Below are 16058 nucleotides of genomic sequence, written 5' to 3'. Positions count from 1 at the left end.
AAAAAAAAGCCGGGGGCAAGCCCCCGGCGTACAGCCTGGAAATTACAGACCCAGCAGGCCGACCGCGTAGCCGGCGATACCGATGACGAAGAAGCCAACGATGATCCACAGCGGGTTAACTTTCTTACGCAGCAGCCACATACAGGCGAAGGTCAACAGCAGCGGCACCAGACCCGGCATCAGCTGATCAAGGATAGTCTGCACCGTGGTGACGTGAACCTGTCCGTCAGAGCCGGTGATTTTTGACACCACCATCGGAATGTTCACATGCGTCCACTTGTTAACAAGCGCCCCCATGACAAACAGGCCGAGGATTGACGCCCCCTCAGTCAGTTTCTGCAGGAAGCCGCCGCCCATATCTTTAACGATATCCACGCCTTTGCGATAACCATAGGCGACGCCGTAGTAACGGGTCAGCAGACGCACCGCGTTGAACAGGATAAAGAACAGCAGAGGACCGAGCAGGCTACCGCTCATCGCGATCCCGGCGCCTAAGGCTGCAAACACCGGACGCACGGTACCCCAGAAGATCGGGTCGCCAACGCCGGCCAGTGGTCCCATCAGACCGACTTTGATGCCGTTGATAGCGCCATCGTCAATCTCTGCGCCATTGGCGCGCTGCTCTTCCATCGCCAGGGTTACGCCCAGTACCGGAGCGGCAACGTAAGGGTGGGTGTTGAAAAACTCAAGGTGACGCTTAATCGCCTGCTTACGCGCATCGTTGTTCTCCGGGTACAGACGACGAATCGCCGGAACCATAGAGAAGCAGAACCCCAGCGCCTGCATACGTTCGAAGTTCCATGAACCCTGGAACAGGTTAGAACGAATGAACACGCCACGAATATCACTCTGTGTGAGTTTTTTCTCGGTGGTATTTTTAGTCATATCAACCATTTCGCTCACCTGTTAGTCCAGTTCGTTATCGAGATCGTTGTTACCAGCCGCCTGAGCCGGCGCACCGGCGACGCGGTTATATTTCGGGCTCAGCTGGATGTAGAGGATTGCCATGACCGCACCAATCACGCCCAGGGCCACCAGGTTGAAGTTGGTGAAGGCGGCGGTGACGAAGCCGAGGTAGAAGAACGGCATCAGATAGCCTGCGCGCATCATGTTGATGACCATTGCATAACCGACAACCACGATCATACCGCCGGCGATGTTCAGACCGCTGGTGACCACTTCCGGGATAGCATTCAGCAGGCCCTGAACTTCGCTGGTGCCGACGGAAATCGCCACGATAACGGCCGGGATAGCGATACGCATCGCCTGCAGGAACAGGGACGAGACGTGCAGCCACGACAGGGCGGTCAGGTTGCCATTCTCCGCCGCTTTATCCGCCGCGTGCTGGAAGGCCACGGTGATGGTGCGCACGATGATGGTCAGCACCTGGCCTGCCGCCGCCAGCGGGATAGCCAGCGCGATACCGGCGCCGATGCTCTGATGGCCGGCAATAACCAGGACGGTGGAAATAATGGACGCCAGCGCGGCATCAGGGGCTACCGCCGCACCGATGTTCATCCAGCCCAGGGCTATCATCTCCAGCGTACCGCCGATGATAATACCGGTTTTCATATCGCCGAGAACGGCGCCGATCAGCGTACAGGCGATCAGGGGACGGTGGAACTGAAATTCATCAAGTACCGACTCCATACCCGCAATACACGCGACGATGAACACCAGCACAATCTGAAGAAGGGTAATCTCCATTGTACTTCTCCTGTTGATTAAGTCTTAAAGTGAAAACTGGGGCGCGATCCGCCGGGTTATTTATCAACCTTAGCGATCAGATCCATCATTTTCAGTTTCGGGTCGGTGGACACTTTACGTGCTTCCAGCTCGATACCGCGGGCGTTCAGCTTTTTAAACGCCTCAATATCTTTGGCATCGACTGAAATCGCGTTGTTAACCTGGGTTTTACCCTGGCGGAACGCCATACCGCCGATGTTGACGCTGGTGATTTTCACGCCGCCCTCGACGATACGTTCAACGTCGGTCGGGTTAGTAAACAGCAGCATAACGCGCTGTCCGGCATACTTGGGGTTGTTGTAGACGCGGATCATTTTGGCCACATCCACCACGTGAGCGGTGACGCCCGGCGGCGCAACCTGGGTCAGCAGAGTTTTACGCACGGTATCCGCGGCCACTTCATCACTGACAACGATGATGCGGGTAACGTTGGTCTCTTTGGTCCAGCGGGTGGCGACCTGACCATGGATCAGACGGTCGTCTATACGCGCAAGGCCAATTACCATGTAGTCGTTCGGGCCCATGGGTTTGGCCGGTGCGGCGGCTTTTGGCGCTGCGGCAGGCGCGGGCGCAGGGGCCGCTTTTTCCACCGGTTTGGCTTTAAGCGCTTTCACGCCTTCGCTGCCGGTTTCAACCGCTAAGGCGACCAGTTCATCAAAGGAAGGATCGTCGTCGCGGGCCATGAAGGTTTCCACCAGCATCGGGATATTGACGCCGGCGATAACTTCGTAATGCTCTTTATCGACGACAATGCGGCTCGCAGCGTTGAAAGGGCTGCCTCCCCATGTATCGACGAGAAACAGCACGCCTTTACTGGTATCCAGTTTTGCCAACTGGGCGTTGTATTTCTCGATCAACGTTTCGGCATTTTCACCCGGAACGAAATCGATCCAGCCAACGTTTTCCTGCTCGCCCAACAGCATTTCTGCTGTTTTCAGCAGCTGTTCTGCAGCCCAACCATGTGTGCCTATTACAATAGCAATCGTCACTTGCTACCTCCTTTATTATCGTGAATGCATCATCTGCTTTGATACATCCTGAATCACTTTTGAGGACAAAATCGATTCAGTTAGGGTGTAAGATAGAAAATAGTTACTACCGCGAATTATTTTAGACAGTGAAAAAATAATTAATGTGATGAAGATCCGTTAATCACGTATCGTCTGCGAATAATTTTGCAGCGCAAAAAATAGCCTTAGTTATTGCAAATTCAGGTAAATTATTTCCAATTTCGATCTATATTTTGCTATGTTTAACTTCCGTTTAATTACTCAGGAGTATAGGGCATAGCCCGCAGTATGGACCGTCATCGACGTCTTTTCACTTTCTGGCATCTGATTGCCACCTCTACGTATCCCGCATTTCTTTCAGCACCTGGTGTCGCGCCCCTGCATGGCATGGCGATGACTGACCTTGCCGCAAACCGGAGTCGTACATGGAATTGTTAATGGATCCCTCAATCTGGGCCGGCCTGTTGACGCTTATCGTTCTGGAAATTGTGCTCGGTATCGACAACCTGGTGTTTATTGCCATCCTGGCGGACAAACTGCCGCCGAAGCAGCGCGATAAAGCGCGTCTGATCGGCCTGTCACTGGCGCTGGTGATGCGCCTGGGGCTGCTGTCGGTCATCTCCTGGATGGTGACGCTGACGAAACCACTGATTACCATCGCCGATTTCTCCTTTTCCGGGCGCGATCTCATCATGCTGCTCGGCGGGATCTTCTTGTTGTTTAAGGCGACAACCGAGCTGCATGAACGGCTGGAAAACCGCCAGCACGATGCCGGTCACGGTAAAGGCTATGCCAGTTTCTGGGTAGTAGTATTGCAGATAGTGGTGCTGGATGCCGTCTTCTCCCTGGACGCCGTGATCACGGCGGTCGGGATGGTTAACCATCTGCCGGTGATGATGGCGGCGGTGGTGATCGCGATGATCTTGATGCTGCTGGCCTCCAAGCCGTTGACGCGCTTTGTCAACCAGCACCCGACGGTGGTCGTGCTCTGTCTGAGCTTCCTGTTGATGATTGGCCTTAGCCTGGTGGCGGAAGGGTTTGGCTTCCACATTCCAAAAGGGTATCTGTACGCGGCGATCGGTTTCTCGATCATTATCGAGTTCTTTAACCAGGTGGCGCGCCGTAACTTTGTTCGCCACCAGTCGACGCTGCCGCTGCGCGCTCGGACCGCGGATGCCATCCTGCGCCTGATGGGCGGCCGCAAACAGGCCTCCGTCAGCCATGACGCAGACAGTCCAGCCGCGGTGCCCGTTCCTGAGGGCGCCTTTGCGGAAGAAGAGCGCTACATGATTAACGGCGTGCTGACCCTGGCCCAGCGCTCCCTGCGCAGCATCATGACCCCGCGCGGAGAAATCAGCTGGGTCGACGCTGAGCAGAGTGAAGATGAAATTCGTCGTCAACTGCTGTCGTCGCCGCACAGCCTCTTCCCGGTCTGCCGCGGAGAGCTGGATGAAATCATTGGTATCGTGCGGGCGAAAGAGATGCTGGTGGCCCTGGAGTCGGGGGAAAACGTCGCGGCGCTGGCTTCTGCCTCCCCGGCAATTGTCGTTCCGGAAACGCTGGACCCGATCAATCTGCTCGGGGTCCTGCGTCGGGCGCGCGGCAGCTTCGTCATCGTAACTAATGAATTTGGCGTGGTGCAGGGGCTGGTCACGCCGCTGGACGTCCTTGAAGCCATCGCCGGTGAATTCCCGGACGCTGATGAGACGCCAGAGATTGTCATCGATGGCGATGGCTGGCTTATTAAGGGGTCGACCGACCTGCATGCGCTGCAGCAGGCGCTGGGGCTGGATCCACTGATCAATGACGATGAGGATATTGCCACCGTTGCCGGGCTGGTGATCTCCGCCAATGGTCATATCCCGCGCATTGGCGACGTCGTGTCGCTTCCGCCGCTGCATTTTACCGTAGTGGAAGCGAATGATTACCGGGTCGATCTGGTGCGCGCGGTGGTCACTCGTCCGCCGAGCGACGAAGAAGAGTAATCGCCAGGCTCGCCGGCCGCTGCGGCCGGCGAGTTATTCTGTCGTCTCGCTCTCACCCTCACTCTCACTCTCACTCTCACTCTCCTCCCTGCTGGCCAGCCACGCCGGGAACGCCTCCACCGGCATCGGCCGCGCATAATAAAACCCCTGCAGCACATCGACGCCGTGGCTACGCAGGTAGTTTTCCTGCTCCAGCGTCTCCACCCCTTCGGCAACGGTAACAATATGCAGGCGGTTGGCGAGGGCGATAATAATATCTGTCACCGTCGCGTTCACGCTATCTATGCCGACCGAGCTGGTGAACGAGCGGTCGATCTTCAAAACATCCGGGCGCAGCTTTTCCAGCCATGAGAGCGAAGTATTGCCGGTACCAAAATCATCGATCGCCAGCTGTACGCCCTTAAAGTGCAGATGTTCGGCCATATGCTGGTCGCCATCCTGCAGGACATCGCGTTCGGTTAGCTCGACCACCAGCTGCTGCACCGGATCCACGCTGAACCAGTAATTGTGCAGGTCGCGCAGCAGGAGTCCGTTAGCGAAATGGCGCGCGGCGACATTGATCGCGATGTGAAAATGGCGGTCGCGAGGAAAAGCATCCAGGCGGCGAGCGGTTTCGGCAATCACATAGCGGGTGAGAGGGATGATCAGATTATTGCCTTCGGCGATGGGAATAAATACCTCCGGCGAAATCGTCCCACGGCGGGGATTATTCCAGCGCAGCAGGATCTCCACCCCGCAGCAGAGGCCGCTGCGCGCATCCTGCAGCGGCTGGCACCAGAGGGCAAACTCCCGGGCCGAAATGCCAAGGCTTATTTCCCGCGAGAAACTCATTCTGCCGGCGGTGGCCAGCCAGGCGATGCCGGTCATTAGCAGGCTAAAAATCAGCGCCAGCGGCAGCTCGCCGGGCAGCTCCTCAAGCGCAATCGCCGAGGCGCCAGGGCCATTAATATTGACAGTAAAAGGAAACTCCGTAGAGCGCTGGCGATAAATCACCGTGCCCTGCGGGACATGCGCTTTTTCGAGAAGCCCATGGCGGCTGCTAAAATAACGATCGCCAACCCGCAGGCTGACGTCGCTGATCAGGGCCGATTTTTCATTAAGAATTAAGGTTCCCAGCAGCTCAATATTCACCACCAGCATCACGCCGTCCAGGCCGCTCTCCGCGGCTGGATACCATTGGATCAGTACCGGCGAGCCTTTGAGCAAGGAGCTGTCGTTCGAGAAGAGCAGCAGAGGGCGGGGCGCAGGAAGCGCGGGCTGCAGGCGATGTAAGTCTGCCTGTCGCGGGCCAAAAATACTGGAACAGTAAACGATACCTGACGTGACGAGGGCGACGGAACGAATGGTTTGCAACGAGGCCGCCATTTTGCGCAGCGTCAGATGGATATCAGGGCAGGGTTTGCCCACCAGAGGGAGCAGGGTGGCTCGCTGCGCGCTTAGCGGGCGCAAGATGTCATTGAGCGCCGCCACCCGTTGGCTGGCGGCCGTGCGAATATAATCTTCATTTACGCTGCGCTGCGAAATAAATCGGATGGCTAATGTGGCGCCCAGGGTCGCCAGGGCTACCAGCAGGCAGACAATAATGCGTTTGTGACGATAGGCCGTAATGACTTTTTGTGCAGTCTGCATGTGCGACACCCTGTCGACAGGACGAGTGGTTAAGCGTGGCTTATTTTATAGAGCAAGTGTAGTGGCAGAATATCGCCAGGTATAGAAAAAAGAAAATGCGCCGTTGAAGGCGCATCAGGGAGATTTCAGTCACCAGGGTTAACCCCCTGCGCGCTTTGCAGGCGCAGAGGGGCACGAAAAGTTTAGTCACACTGAACTTTAATCGCCAGGCCGCCGCGCGAGGTTTCGCGGTACTTGGCGTTCATGTCTTTACCGGTTTCATACATGGTCTCGATCACCTTATCGAGCGAGACGCGCGGTTCGCTGGTGCGGCGCATAGCCATTCGCGCGGCGTTGATCGCCTTGACGGAAGCGATGGCGTTACGTTCAATACATGGCACCTGCACCTGGCCGGCGACCGGATCACAGGTCAGGCCGAGGTTGTGTTCCATGCCGATCTCCGCCGCCACGCAAACCTGTTCCGGGCTGGCGCCGAGCAGTTCAGCCAGGCCCGCCGCCGCCATCGAGCAGGCGACGCCCACCTCGCCCTGACAGCCGACTTCCGCGCCGGAAATGGACGCATTCATCTTATACAGCGCGCCGATCGCCCCGCAGGCCATAAAGTAGCGAATATAGATCTCCGGGCTGACGGACTCGATAAAGTGATCGTAATAGGCGAGTACCGCCGGAACGATGCCGCAGGCGCCGTTGGTCGGCGCGGTTACCACGCGACCGCCGGCGGCGTTCTCTTCATTGACCGCCAGCGCGAACATATTGACCCAGTCAACAACGTTCATTGGATCGCTGGAGAGCTTATCGCTGGCCACCAGCAGACGACGCAGCGCCGAGGCGCGACGCGGTACGCGCAGCGGGCCAGGCAGCACGCCCTCGGTGTTCATCCCGCGGTCGATACAGGCGCGCATGGTCTGCCAGACGTTGGCGAAATAATCCTCGATCTCTTTTTTGCTGTGCAGAGCCAGCTCGTTCTGCATCACCATCCCGGAGAGCGACAGGCCAGTCTCTTTGCAGTAGGCCAGCATTTCCTGCGCCGATTTAAATGGGTAGGGCACCTGCAGTTCGTTGGCGTTTTCCTTGCCGAAGTGCTCTTCGTCGACAATAAAGCCGCCGCCGATCGAGTAGTAGGTCTTGCAGTAGATCTCTTTCTCGCCGGCCCAGGCGTGAATGGTCATGCCGTTTTCGTGCAGCGGCAGGTTGTCGCTGCGAAAACGCATGCCGTCATCCGCCGGGAAGTCGACCTCATGCTGGCCGTTGGCCAGCAGCAGACGACCGCGCGCTTCGACGTCACGGATAAAAGCCGGGATCGCGTCAATATCGACCGTATCGGGCTGATTGCCCGCCAGTCCCATGATAATGGCGATGTCCGTATGGTGGCCTTTGCCGGTTAATGACAGTGAACCGTAGACGTCAACCGCCACACGAGTCACTGCATTAAGCAATCCTTTTTCGACCAGGTCATCGACGAACTGTTTTCCGGCCTTCATCGGGCCAACAGTGTGGGAAGATGAGGGACCAATCCCCACCTTGAACATGTCGAATAGACTAATCACGATAATACTCCTGACAGGGTTACCGCGGGTGCGGTAACGATGTAATAACTGCGCATAGTGTAAGAGGGAAGCGCCCTGTCAGTTCAACTATTCACATGAATTAAACTAATGGCTAACCGCGATTTTACTAATAATGAGAGCGCCCTCTCATTATCAGTATAGCTAAGGACGTGCGCCAATTTGCAGCGCCAGCTCGCGAATGATCCCGGCGGTCATTCCCCAGACAAAATAATGCTGGTACCAGGAGAGCCAGACGCGGTGGTCGTTGCCCCGGCGGTGGATATCGAGCGGATGGTAGCGCCCAAGGCGCAGGGCTTCGGCGAGCGGCATTTCAAATACCGCGGAGACTTCGTCCTGGCTGGCGTGGTAGTGCAGATCCGGGGGAATAATGCCCACCACCGGCGTCACCTGAAAGCCGGTGACGCTGTCCACCGGCGGCAGGACGCCGATCACCTCGACCGCCTCCGGCGGGATCGCCACCTCTTCCTGAGCTTCGCGCAGGGCGGCGGCGATAAGCGTCGCGTCGGTATTATCTACTGCGCCGCCGGGAAAGGCGACCTGGCCGGCGTGCTTGCGCAGCAGCGGCGAACGCTGGGTCAGCAGCAGGCCGGGCTGCGGCCGGCGCACGATCGGCACCAGCACCGCCGCCTGCCGCTGATTGAGCGCATGGCGCGAAGGCTGCGGGCGCAGAAGCTGAAAGCGGGACAGAAAATCATCCAGATAAAGGGCGCGATCCGCCATGGTCTAGTTCTCCAGTTGCTGCAGGATACGATTAACTTTATCAAAAGTTTCCTGATATTCCGCCGCTTCCTCGCTATCCGCCACAATTCCGCCGCCGGCGGAGCAGTACAGCTGTCCCTGCCATGCCGTCAGGGTGCGAATGGTGATGCTGGTATCCATATTGCCGCAATAGCTCAGGTAGCCAATGCTCCCACACCAGGCGTTGCGACGCTGGGGCTCCAGTTCATCGATAATCTCCATCGCCCGCACTTTCGGCGCGCCGGTGATCGAGCCGCCGGGAAAGGCGGCGCGCAGCAGGTCGCTGGCGTGCAGCGTCATTGGCAGGCGGGCGGTGATGGTGCTGACCAGATGATGGACCGCCGGGAACGGCTCCACCACGAACAGCTCGGGGACCCGCACGCTGCCCGGGACGGCGACGCGGCCGATGTCGTTGCGCATCAGGTCGACAATCATTAAATTCTCGGCGCGATCTTTCGGCGAATTCGCCAGCTTCTCAGCCTGCTGCGCATCTGCCAGCGGCGAATCGAGCCGCGGCAGGGTGCCTTTTATCGGCCGCGTCTGGATCTCCCCCTGGCGCAGCTGGATAAAGCGCTCCGGCGACAGGCTTAAAATCGCCCCTTCATCGAGGCGAATAAAGGCGCTAAAGGGGGCGCGGTTGACGGCGTTCAGCTGGCGGAAGGCCTGCCATTCATCACCGACGTAGCTGGCCTGAAAACGCTGGGCGAGGTTGACCTGATAGCAGTCGCCGCTGTGCAGATAGGCCTGTACCTGGCGAAATTTTTCGCCGTACTGCTGGCGGCTCATATTTGACTGCCAGGCAGAGGTCAGGGCGAAGGTTTCACCCGGCGTCGGCGTTTGCGCCTCCAGCCACTGTAGACGCTGCTGCGGGTCGTCATAGCTGAGCAGCGATATCTGTTGGCGCTGGTGGTCGACGATAAGCGCCCAGTCATAGATCCCCACCGCCATATCCGCCAGCGCGATATCGGCCTGCGCGTGCGAAGGGAGACGCTCAAAGCGACGGCCCAGGTCGTAACCGAATAATCCCAGCGCGCCGCCGAGAAACGGCAGATCGTCATGGGGTTGCGGCGTGAACGGCTGACGATCCAACTGCTGCTGCAGGAGCTGCAGCGGATCTTCCGCTGAGACAACAACGGTTTCGCCGTCGTCGACCCACGTCTGTTCATCGCGCGTCAGTAGCGTGGCGCGCGGGGCAGCCACCAGAATATCAAAGCGGTTATGCGGATGGTCGGCAAAGCCGGAATGCAGCAGCATCGCCCAGGGCAGGGCGCTTAACGGCGCAAAATAGTGTTCGGCCGCATCCGGGCGCCAGGGCAGGGTAATAATCGCGGGGGACAACATCTTTCTCGATCCTGAACGTTGCCGCCCCTCTGGCGTAGTCGGGGACGGCGTGAAATAATTACGCCCCACAATGTAGCAGGAGTAAAAGATGTTTGCAGGTTTACCTTCGCTGAGCCACGAGCAACAGCAAAAAGCGGTCGAACGTATCCATGAGCTAATGGCTCAGGGGATAAGCAGCGGCCAGGCGATTGCCCTGGTGGCGGAAGAGCTGCGCGCAACGCATACCGGCGAGCAGATCGTCGCGCGCTTTGAAGATGAGGATGAGGACGAGTAATTACACCGCGGCGATAATTTTGATCTCAACTTTATACTGCGGGTTCATCAGCGTCGCTTCCACCGTGCAGCGCACCGGGGCGTGACCAGCCACCACCCACGCGTCCCAGGCTTTATTCATCGCCGCAAAGTCGCTTTTATCGGCGAGGAAGATGGTGGCGTCAAGAATACGCGACTTGTCGCTGCCCTGTTTTTCCAGCACCGCGTCAATCTGCGCCAGGGTATTGGCGGTCTGCTCGAAAGCGTCGGCATCGAGATTTGCCGGCACGCCGGTGTAGTACAGGGTCTGGTTGTGGATCACCACGTCTGACCAACGGGCTTCGGCATCAATACGCGTAATTGTCATTGCTTTTTCCTCTTTAAGCATTCCATTCGGCTGCGGCAAGACTGCCATAATGTGCCGCTCGCGTCACTACCCGGACTGGCGAAACGCCGTCCTCCCTGACATAATCACTGTCCAAATAACCAGGGGGCAATGTGATCGACGATTTTGCAGCAGACGGCCAGCTAGCCAAAGCCATACCGGGATTTAAACCGCGCGAGCCGCAGCGCCAGATGGCGGTGGCGGTCAGCGAAGCGATTGAGGCATCCCGGCCGCTGGTGGTGGAAGCGGGGACCGGAACCGGTAAAACCTACGCTTACCTGGCGCCTGCGCTGCGGGCGAAAAAAAAGGTGATTATCTCCACCGGCTCGAAAGCGCTGCAGGATCAGCTTTACAGCCGCGATCTGCCCACCGTCGCCAAAGCGCTCAAATTCACCGGGAAACTGGCGCTGCTCAAAGGGCGCTCCAACTACCTGTGTCTCGAACGTCTTGAGCAGCAGGCGCTGGCGGGCGGCGATCTGCCGGTGCAAACCCTCAGCGATGTGATCCTCCTGCGCTCCTGGTCGAATCAAACCCAGGATGGCGATATCAGCACCTGCGCCAGCGTCGCGGAAGACTCTCAGGCCTGGCCGCTGGTGACCAGCACCAACGATAACTGTCTCGGTAGCGACTGCCCACTGTATAAAGATTGCTTCGTGGTGAAGGCGCGTAAAAAAGCGATGGACGCCGACGTGGTGGTGGTCAACCATCACCTGTTCCTGGCCGATATGGTGGTCAAAGAGAGCGGCTTTGCCGAGCTGATCCCCGAGGCGGAAGTGATGATCTTCGATGAAGCCCATCAGCTGCCGGATATCGCCAGTCAGTACTTTGGCCAGTCGCTCTCCAGCCGCCAGCTGCTGGACCTGGCGAAAGACATCACCATTGCCTACCGCACCGAACTGAAAGACACTCAGCAGCTGCAAAAATGCGCCGACCGCCTGGCGCAAAGCGCGCAGGATTTCCGCCTGCAGCTGGGAGACCCGGGCTACCGCGGCAATCTGCGCGAGCTGCTGGCGGACAGCCACATTCAGCGAGCGCTGCTGCTGCTCGATGACGCGCTCGAGCTATGCTATGACGTCGCCAAACTTTCGCTGGGTCGCTCGGCGCTGCTCGACGCCGCTTTTGAGCGCGCCACCCTCTATCGCGGGCGCCTGAAGCGGTTGAAAGAGATCAACCAGCCGGGCTACAGCTACTGGTATGAGTGTACCTCGCGCCACTTTACTCTCGCGCTGACGCCGCTGACCGTGGCCGAGAAGTTTAAAGAGGTGATGGCGCAGAAGTCGGGGAGCTGGATCTTTACCTCGGCGACGCTGTCGGTGAACGACGATCTGCATCACTTTACCGCCCGGCTGGGGATCGACGAGGCGCAGACTCTGCTGCTGCCGAGTCCCTTTGACTATCAGCACCAGGCGCTGCTCTGCGTGCCGCGCAACCTACCCCTGCCGAACCAGCCCGGCGCGGCGCGCCACCTGGCGGCGATGCTCAAGCCGCTGATCGAGGCCAACGACGGTCGCTGCTTTATGCTGTGCACCTCGCACGCCATGATGCGCGATCTGGCGGAGCAGTTCCGCGCCACCATGACGCTACCGGTGCTGCTGCAGGGCGAGACCAGTAAAGGCCAGCTGCTGCAGCAGTTCGTCAGCGCCGGCAACGCGCTGCTGGTGGCTACCAGCAGCTTCTGGGAGGGAGTCGATGTGCGCGGCGACGCGCTGTCGCTGGTGATTATCGATAAGCTACCGTTCACCTCGCCGGACGATCCGCTGCTAAAAGCGCGGATGGAAGATTGCCGGCTGCGCGGCGGCGATCCCTTCGATGAAGTGCAGCTCCCGGATGCGGTGATCACCCTCAAGCAGGGGGTGGGTCGCCTGATCCGCGATATCGACGACCGCGGGGTGCTGGTGATCTGCGACAACCGGCTGGTGATGCGCCCCTACGGCGCGGTGTTCCTGGCCAGTCTGCCGCCGGCGCCGCGAACCCGCGATATCCGTTGGGCGGTGCGCTTTCTCGCCGTACCGCCGGCAAGGTAATCCGCACTAAAATGTGTTAAGCTGCGCGCCATTTTGTTAATTAGCGGTTCCCAATAGACTTCGGGCGGCATGGCGGCGGGTTGGCCGTTTGCCGGAAATCAGGCTGCCTGAAGGCCTGAACTATGTAACGAGAGCGTGACCACCCATGCGAATTTTGGCTATCGATACCGCCACAGAGGCCTGCTCCGCGGCTCTGTGGAATGATGGCACCCTTAGTGCTCATTTCGAAATTTGTCCCCGCGAACATACCCAACGTATCCTGCCGCTGGTGCAGGAGGTCCTCACCGAGAGCGGCACCACGCTGAGCGAGCTGGACGCGCTGGCCTTTGGTCGCGGTCCGGGCAGCTTTACCGGCGTGCGCATCGGCATCGGTATCGCCCAGGGGCTGGCGCTGGGCGCCGAACTGCCAATGATTGGCGTTTCCACGCTGGCCACCATGGCGCAGGGCGCCTGGCGCAAAACCGGCGCCACCCGTGTGCTGGCGGCCATTGATGCGCGTATGGGCGAAGTCTACTGGGCCGAGTACCAGCGCGACGAGCAGGGCGTCTGGCATGGCGAAGAGACGGAAGCGGTGCTCAAACCGGACGCGGTAGCCGAACGACTGGCACAGCTTTCCGGCGAATGGGCCACCGTCGGCACCGGATGGCAGGCGTGGCCGGATCTGGCGAAAGCGAGCGGACTGACCTTAAGCAGCGGCGAAATTGAATTGCCGGCGGCGGAGGATATGCTGCCGTTAGCCTGTTACCTGCTGGCGGCGGGGAATACCGTGGCCGTGGAGAAAGCGGAGCCGGTTTATTTGCGAAACGAGGTGGCGTGGAAGAAACTTCCAGGCCGCGAGTGAATCTCAGTAACAAGAAGACTGAGAAAAGGAGTCGCATCATGGCGGGTCAAAAACAGGGCGTTCGCTGGCTGCTGGCCGCAGCGGTTGCCGTTGCGCTAAGCGGCTGCGTATCGGTGCCGGATGCCATCAAAGGCACCAGCCCGACGCCGCAGCAGGATTTGGTGCGGGTGATGAACGCCCCGCAGCTGTACGTTGGCCAGGAAGCGCGCTTTGGCGGTAAGGTGGTCAATGTGCAAAACCAGCAGGGGAAAACCCGCTTAGAAATCGCCACCGTACCGCTGGACAGCGGCGCGCGGCCAGTGCTGGGCGAGCCGTCCCGCGGAAGGATTTTTGCTGACGTCAATGGCTTCCTCGATCCGGTGGATTTCCGCGGTCAACTAGTGACCGTGGTCGGACCGATCGCCGGGGTGGTTGACGGCAAGGTGGGCAGCACGCCGTATAAATTTATGCTGATGAACGCCACCGGCTACAAGCGCTGGAACGTAGTGCAGCAGGTGGTGATGCCTCCGCAACCTATCGACCCGTGGATGCTGGGTCCGCGCCCCTGGGGCTACGGCTATGGCGGCTGGGGCTGGTACAATCCCGGCCCTGCTGAGGTGAGAAACGTTGTAACCGAATGATTTTGTTGTTTATGTTAGTTCAAAGAAACAGCGGCCGGTCCGCTGTTTCTTTGTTTTCAGTCGAATAAGAAAAAAAATAGTGACGCGCTTCGCAACCTGCTCATTGCCTAATTAATAAACTGGTACGCTGAGTTAATATAATGTTAACAAAATGTATTATCCAGGGGCTGTGATGACGACGAATAACTATTTCAGAGGTGATGCAGTGAAAAAGGTTTGGCTAAACCGTTATCCCGCAGATGTTCCGGCGGAGATAAATCCTGACCGCTATCAATCCCTGGTTGAACTGTTTGAACATGCCACCACCCGTTACGCCGACCAACCGGCGTTTATCAATATGGGTGAAGTGATGACCTACCGTAAGCTGGAGGAGCGTAGTCGCGCCTTCGCCGCTTATCTTCAGGAGCGGTTGGGGTTACAGAAGGGCGATCGCGTGGCCCTGATGATGCCTAACCTGCTGCAGTATCCGGTGGCTCTGTTTGGCATCCTGCGCGCCGGGATGATCGTGGTTAACGTCAACCCCTTATATACCCCGCGCGAACTGGAGCATCAGCTCAACGACAGCGGCGCGGCGGCGATCGTCATTGTCTCCAACTTTGCCCATACCCTGGAAAAAGTGGTGGCGAAAACTCAGGTCCAGCATGTGATCCTGACGCGCATGGGCGACCAGCTTTCCACCGCCAAAGGCACGCTGGTGAACTTTGTGGTCAAGTACATTAAGCGCCTGGTGCCGAAGTACCATCTGCCGGACGCCATCTCGTTTCGCAGCGCGTTGCAGCACGGCTATCGCATGCAGTACGTCAAGCCGGAGATCGTTGCGGAAGATCTAGCGTTTCTGCAGTACACCGGGGGCACCACCGGCGTGGCCAAAGGTGCGATGCTAACCCACCGCAATATGCTGGCTAACCTCGAGCAGGTCAATGCCACCTACGGCCCGCTGCTGCATCGCGGCAAAGAGTTCGTGGTGACCGCGCTGCCGCTGTATCACATTTTCGCCCTGACCATGAACTGCCTGCTGTTTATCGAACTGGGCGGGCAAAATTTGCTGATCACCAACCCACGCGATATCCCCGGGCTGGTGAAGGAGCTGGCGAAGTATCCTTTTACCGCCATGACCGGGGTCAATACCCTGTTCAACGCCTTGCTGAACAACAAAGAGTTCCAGCAGCTTGATTTCTCCTCGCTGCATTTGTCCGCCGGCGGTGGGATGCCGGTGCAGCAGGCGGTGGCCGAGCGCTGGGTAAAACTGACCGGGCAATATCTGCTGGAGGGCTACGGCCTGACAGAGTGTTCCCCGCTGGTCAGCGTTAACCCGCACGATATTGACTACCACAGCGGCAGCATTGGCCTGCCGGTGCCTTCCACCGAAGCCAAACTGGTGGATGATGATGATAACGAAGTGGCGCCGGGTCAGCCGGGCGAGCTCTGTATTAAAGGGCCGCAGGTGATGCTGGGCTACTGGCAGCGCCCTGACGCGACGGATGAGATTATCAAAGACGGCTGGCTGCACACCGGGGATATCGCGGTGATGGATGAAGAGGGGTTCCTGCGCATCGTCGATCGCAAAAAAGATATGATCCTGGTGTCGGGTTTTAACGTCTATCCGAACGAAATCGAAGATGTGGTCATGCAGCATAGCGGGGTGCTGGAAGTGGCGGCCATCGGCGTGCCGTCCGGCAGCAGTGGCGAAGCGGTGAAGATTTTCGTAGTCAAGAAAGATGCTGCGTTAACCGAAGAGGCGCTGATTACGTTCTGCCGTCGCCATTTGACCGGATACAAGGTGCCGAAGCTGGTGGAATTCCGTGATGAACTGCCGAAATCCAACGTCGGGAAAATTTTGCGGCGAGAACTGCGTGACGAAGCGCGCGCTAAAGTGGACAATAAAGGCTAAGTAACGAATGAGTCGCCTGACGCCGGCT

14 protein-coding genes are annotated in these 16058 nt (G+C 58.5%); 6 read left to right on the top strand and 8 right to left on the bottom strand.

What is annotated here, in order from left to right:
• Positions 1–42 precede the first annotated feature (42 nt).
• The 3 genes from DR88_RS11775 to manX are packed head-to-tail and all read right to left on the bottom strand — an operon-like array spanning position 43 to position 2735.
• Positions 43–894, bottom strand: coding sequence for a PTS mannose transporter subunit IID (locus DR88_RS11775; protein WP_004145526.1), 852 nt, complete (start codon positions 892–894; stop codon positions 43–45).
• 12 nt (positions 895–906) lie between these two features.
• Positions 907–1707, bottom strand: a complete 801-nt coding sequence (locus tag DR88_RS11780) for a PTS mannose/fructose/sorbose transporter subunit IIC (protein ID WP_002910918.1) — start codon at positions 1705–1707, stop codon at positions 907–909.
• A 56-nt stretch (positions 1708–1763) separates the two neighbouring features.
• The gene (manX, locus tag DR88_RS11785) at positions 1764–2735 is read right to left on the bottom strand and encodes a PTS mannose transporter subunit IIAB (RefSeq protein WP_002910917.1); all 972 of its coding nucleotides are present in this window, start codon (positions 2733–2735) and stop codon (positions 1764–1766) included.
• A gap of 446 nt (positions 2736–3181) precedes the next feature.
• On the opposite strand from manX, the gene yoaE reads away from it, so the two are divergent.
• Complete coding sequence (gene yoaE, locus DR88_RS11790) at positions 3182–4741, top strand: CNNM family cation transport protein YoaE (protein ID WP_004145524.1); 1560 nt, start codon at positions 3182–3184, stop codon at positions 4739–4741.
• Between the two features lie 33 nt (positions 4742–4774).
• Here the strand turns inward: yoaE and pdeD are convergent, their stop codons facing one another.
• The 4 genes from pdeD to pabB all read right to left on the bottom strand — a co-directional run bounded on the left by pdeD (position 4775) and on the right by pabB (position 10017).
• On the bottom strand, positions 4775–6370 hold the full coding sequence (gene pdeD, locus DR88_RS11795) for a cyclic di-3',5'-guanosine monophosphate phosphodiesterase PdeD (protein WP_004148831.1): 1596 nt from the start codon (positions 6368–6370) through the stop codon (positions 4775–4777).
• A 182-nt stretch (positions 6371–6552) separates the two neighbouring features.
• Positions 6553–7917, bottom strand: coding sequence for an L-serine ammonia-lyase (sdaA, locus tag DR88_RS11800; RefSeq protein ID WP_004151445.1), 1365 nt, complete (start codon positions 7915–7917; stop codon positions 6553–6555).
• Between the two features lie 162 nt (positions 7918–8079).
• Positions 8080–8658, bottom strand: coding sequence for a CoA pyrophosphatase (locus tag DR88_RS11805; RefSeq protein ID WP_025860678.1), 579 nt, complete (start codon positions 8656–8658; stop codon positions 8080–8082).
• A 3-nt stretch (positions 8659–8661) separates the two neighbouring features.
• A complete protein-coding gene (gene pabB / locus DR88_RS11810; RefSeq protein ID WP_004189289.1) occupies positions 8662–10017 on the bottom strand; it encodes an aminodeoxychorismate synthase component 1 in 1356 nt (451 codons plus the stop codon).
• 88 nt (positions 10018–10105) lie between these two features.
• Here pabB and DR88_RS11815 point away from each other — a divergent pair, with 88 nt between their 5' ends.
• The gene (locus DR88_RS11815) at positions 10106–10291 is read left to right on the top strand and encodes a YoaH family protein (RefSeq protein ID WP_004145519.1); all 186 of its coding nucleotides are present in this window, start codon (positions 10106–10108) and stop codon (positions 10289–10291) included.
• Here the strand turns inward: DR88_RS11815 and DR88_RS11820 are convergent, their stop codons facing one another.
• Complete coding sequence (locus DR88_RS11820; protein WP_002910910.1) at positions 10292–10636, bottom strand: RidA family protein; 345 nt, start codon at positions 10634–10636, stop codon at positions 10292–10294.
• A 131-nt stretch (positions 10637–10767) separates the two neighbouring features.
• Between DR88_RS11820 and yoaA the strand changes: the two genes are divergently transcribed.
• The 4 genes from yoaA (at position 10768) to fadD (ending at position 16030) form a co-directional block, all read left to right on the top strand.
• A complete protein-coding gene (gene yoaA / locus DR88_RS11825; RefSeq protein WP_004148828.1) occupies positions 10768–12678 on the top strand; it encodes a DNA repair helicase YoaA in 1911 nt (636 codons plus the stop codon).
• Positions 12679–12823: 145 nt separating this feature from the next.
• Positions 12824–13519 (top strand): tRNA (adenosine(37)-N6)-threonylcarbamoyltransferase complex dimerization subunit type 1 TsaB, encoded by a 696-nt coding sequence (tsaB, locus tag DR88_RS11830; RefSeq protein ID WP_032443928.1) that lies wholly within the window; start codon positions 12824–12826, stop codon positions 13517–13519.
• 38 nt (positions 13520–13557) lie between these two features.
• Entirely contained in the window at positions 13558–14139 is a 582-nt protein-coding gene (locus DR88_RS11835; RefSeq protein ID WP_002910905.1) for a Slp family lipoprotein, read from the top strand.
• 205 nt (positions 14140–14344) lie between these two features.
• The gene (gene fadD / locus DR88_RS11840) at positions 14345–16030 is read left to right on the top strand and encodes a long-chain-fatty-acid--CoA ligase FadD (RefSeq protein ID WP_032444032.1); all 1686 of its coding nucleotides are present in this window, start codon (positions 14345–14347) and stop codon (positions 16028–16030) included.
• Positions 16031–16058: the final 28 nt, after the last annotated feature.

Source organism: Klebsiella pneumoniae (assembly GCF_000742135.1).
Taxonomy (GTDB): Bacteria; Pseudomonadota; Gammaproteobacteria; order Enterobacterales; family Enterobacteriaceae; genus Klebsiella; species Klebsiella pneumoniae.
Note: the sequence above shows the minus strand (reverse complement) of the source record. Positions and strands in the feature narration are given on the sequence as shown.